The sequence below is a fragment of the Candidatus Poribacteria bacterium genome (assembly GCA_028820845.1).
Classification (GTDB): Bacteria; Poribacteria; WGA-4E; order WGA-4E; family WGA-3G; genus WGA-3G.
Genome location: JAPPII010000106.1, coordinates 9,189 through 11,573 on the forward strand (window position 1 = coordinate 9,189; position 2,385 = coordinate 11,573).

4 protein-coding genes are annotated in these 2,385 nt (G+C 45.7%); 1 reads left to right on the forward strand and 3 read right to left on the reverse strand.

Annotated elements, in window-relative coordinates; genetic code table 11:
- Window positions 1–851, forward strand: an 851-nt coding sequence (locus OXN25_19450; GenBank protein MDE0427034.1) for a hypothetical protein, incomplete at its 5' end; no start/stop codon positions are given.
- A gap of 54 nt (window positions 852–905) precedes the next feature.
- On the opposite strand, the gene OXN25_19455 is transcribed toward OXN25_19450, so the two are convergent.
- The 3 genes from OXN25_19455 to OXN25_19465 all read right to left on the reverse strand — a co-directional run bounded on the left by OXN25_19455 (window position 906) and on the right by OXN25_19465 (window position 2,354).
- Window positions 906–1,202 (reverse strand): hypothetical protein, encoded by a 297-nt coding sequence (locus OXN25_19455; protein MDE0427035.1) that lies wholly within the window; start codon window positions 1,200–1,202, stop codon window positions 906–908.
- A gap of 110 nt (window positions 1,203–1,312) precedes the next feature.
- On the reverse strand, window positions 1,313–1,735 hold the full coding sequence (locus OXN25_19460; GenBank protein ID MDE0427036.1) for a hypothetical protein: 423 nt from the start codon (window positions 1,733–1,735) through the stop codon (window positions 1,313–1,315).
- Between the two features lie 112 nt (window positions 1,736–1,847).
- Window positions 1,848–2,354 carry a GIY-YIG nuclease family protein gene (locus OXN25_19465; GenBank protein MDE0427037.1) on the reverse strand — a complete coding sequence of 169 codons (507 nt, stop codon included), beginning with the start codon at window positions 2,352–2,354 and terminating at the stop codon, window positions 1,848–1,850.
- Between the last annotated feature and the right edge of the window lie 31 nt (window positions 2,355–2,385).

A 2,385-nucleotide genomic window follows, 5' to 3' on the forward strand; every position in this document is an offset into this window, starting at 1 on the left:
TGAAGCGGACACCGATTGATATTTCAAAGCAGATAGAACCTCTCTTTGACGCGGAAAACGCCGTGATCTTCACGTCTGCGACGTTACAGGTTGACAATAGTTTTCAGCGTATCCGCCAACAGTTGGGACTCCCGAAATCCGGCAAAACACTCATTGAGAAGGTGTATCCGTCTGAGTTCCCCTACAAACAGAATGTAGAGATTCACCTTTTTGATGATGTCTTAGTGGATCGTCCGTACCCGAGTTCAGCGGAGTCGCAGAAAGAGCAGTATTGGGTTCAGCAGACGGCGTTGGTAGAATACTACCTCCGCTTACGCGAGGGTCGGGCATTGGTCTTATGTTCGAGCAATCAACTGCTTTATGAGTTGTATCATCGGCTTGAAGATGTCTTTGCGGAGATGCAGATCACGGCATATCGTCAGTTTGGGACGCATCGTCTCAAAGAGACCGTTGCGGCGTTCAAGTCCGATGAGACATCCGTGCTTTTCGGTGTCGCATCGTGCTGGGAGGGGATTGACGCACCGGGTTCGACGCTTGAGACGGTGATTATCCCGCAGTTGCCGTTCGCGCCGCCACACCCACTCACGGATGCCCGGAAATCTCTGTTAGCAGACCCTGACGATTTTTTCCGTGAAATGAGTCTACCGGATATGCTCTTGCTTCTGAAACAGGGTGCTGGTCGGCTGGTGCGTTCGCGGAAGGATAAGGGGATCATCGCGATACTTTCACCCCGTCCGCTGACGAAAGTTTATGGACGCGGTATCCGAGCGTCGCTCCCGCCCGGTAAGATTGTTCGCAATCCCAGCGAAGCATTGCACTTTTACCAAGACAAGTCGCAAGAGGAGAGATGATCTTGCCGAGACAGGATACGATTTTTAATGGTGTTACCTTCCAGCAGACTCGCACTATCGTATAGATAAGACAATAACATCATACGAATACCTACTGTTGACTCGGACAATTTCTAAACCGACGACATCCCCAGGCGTTAAAAAAATAGGATTGCCGATAATTCTATATATCGCATTGACCTCGCATCCCTCCAAGTCTGTATCAAAGGAGTGTGTCCACCCAGAATCAAAAGCAGTGATCTCAACAACATCACCAATTTCGGACTCGCATAGGTCAATACTGCCACATCCCCATAAGATACATACGATCATTAGAAAAACAACAAAACTTTTCATTAAGTTCGGCGACATAGATGCCTCCGATTGAATTACCACGTGTAATTCCGTCTCCACAATGGTTTATGAGGCGGACGAGGCAATGCCCTCGTTAAGGAGTGAACCTCACCCAAAACGGACACAAATTAGTCCCACGTTGCTCCAAGGTATGCAAAATACAAGACGACAAACGTCCCCCACCCAAGACAAGTGTTTGTGATTCTTTTTCTTTTCGCTTTTGAGTGATATTCAGTTGTATAGTAAGCAATATATGTGGGGGATTTACCGAGTAGCCGAACCGTTGGCACTTGTGGTGTATCTATCGCTGCATAGGCGAAAGTAAAGATACCGCAAGATGCACCTCCCAAAAACCAAAGTGGCGCACTCACATTTTGCTCAGCATCAAATTGAGCATCAACGATGGCTTGTTGCTGTATCATTAAAAATTGGGCTTGTTCTTGAGGTGTCGTAGGAGAGGGTTGTAATGGCTGTGGTATTTGGGCATGGACGATTCCACACGCGAGTAGTCCTACGATACAGTTGAAAGATAAAATACATTCTCTTATCATTCTATTTTCCTCCAAAGCTTTTCGCAACAGGTTAGGTTTGGCTAAAGTTAACGTAGCAACACAACTTGCTACAGGCGTGAGGGACTTGCCGAGACAGAATACGATTTTTATTCTATATCAACAACAGAGAATGATTTTTCAAGCGAACAGCAGAGAATGATTTTTCAAGTAGTTCATTAAACGCCTCGTTAATTTTTACCCATTCACGATCCCGGCGTGTCCGCCCAAGTCCAGTTAGGATATATTGCTCAGTTTTGTGGGATTCTTCCATATCAGCGCACTTCCTGACACCAAGCGGAACTGGATCATCTGTAGGGTGATAGGTTGTAACCATCCGCTTCTTCACACCCTCCAAACCATTACGTGTTCGACCAATTTTTGCGAACCTCTTATCACCGCACCATCTCCATGAATATACAAAATGACGGTGTTCACCTTCAGGCAATACTTGTTCTTCTTCCTCTGGCTCTGAATCTACCTCTACCTCTGAGCCAAATAAGAAAGAGAGTTGCACTGCCTCTGTACCAAATAAAGGGAGTTGCCCTTCCTTTAGAATGAAATTATTAAAATCAACCTCATCCAGATTAACGTTGAATTCATGAGATTTACTTTTTTCCAAATTCTGCTACACTATTTTTATTGGATATTTG

Excerpts from the sequence above, each read along its gene's own strand:
- OXN25_19455 (MDE0427035.1), bottom strand. The coding sequence starts at position 1,202 with ATGTCGCCGAACTTAATGAAAAGTTTTGTTGTTTTTCTAATGATCGTA.
- OXN25_19460 (MDE0427036.1), bottom strand. The coding sequence starts at position 1,735 with ATGATAAGAGAATGTATTTTATCTTTCAACTGTATCGTAGGACTACTC.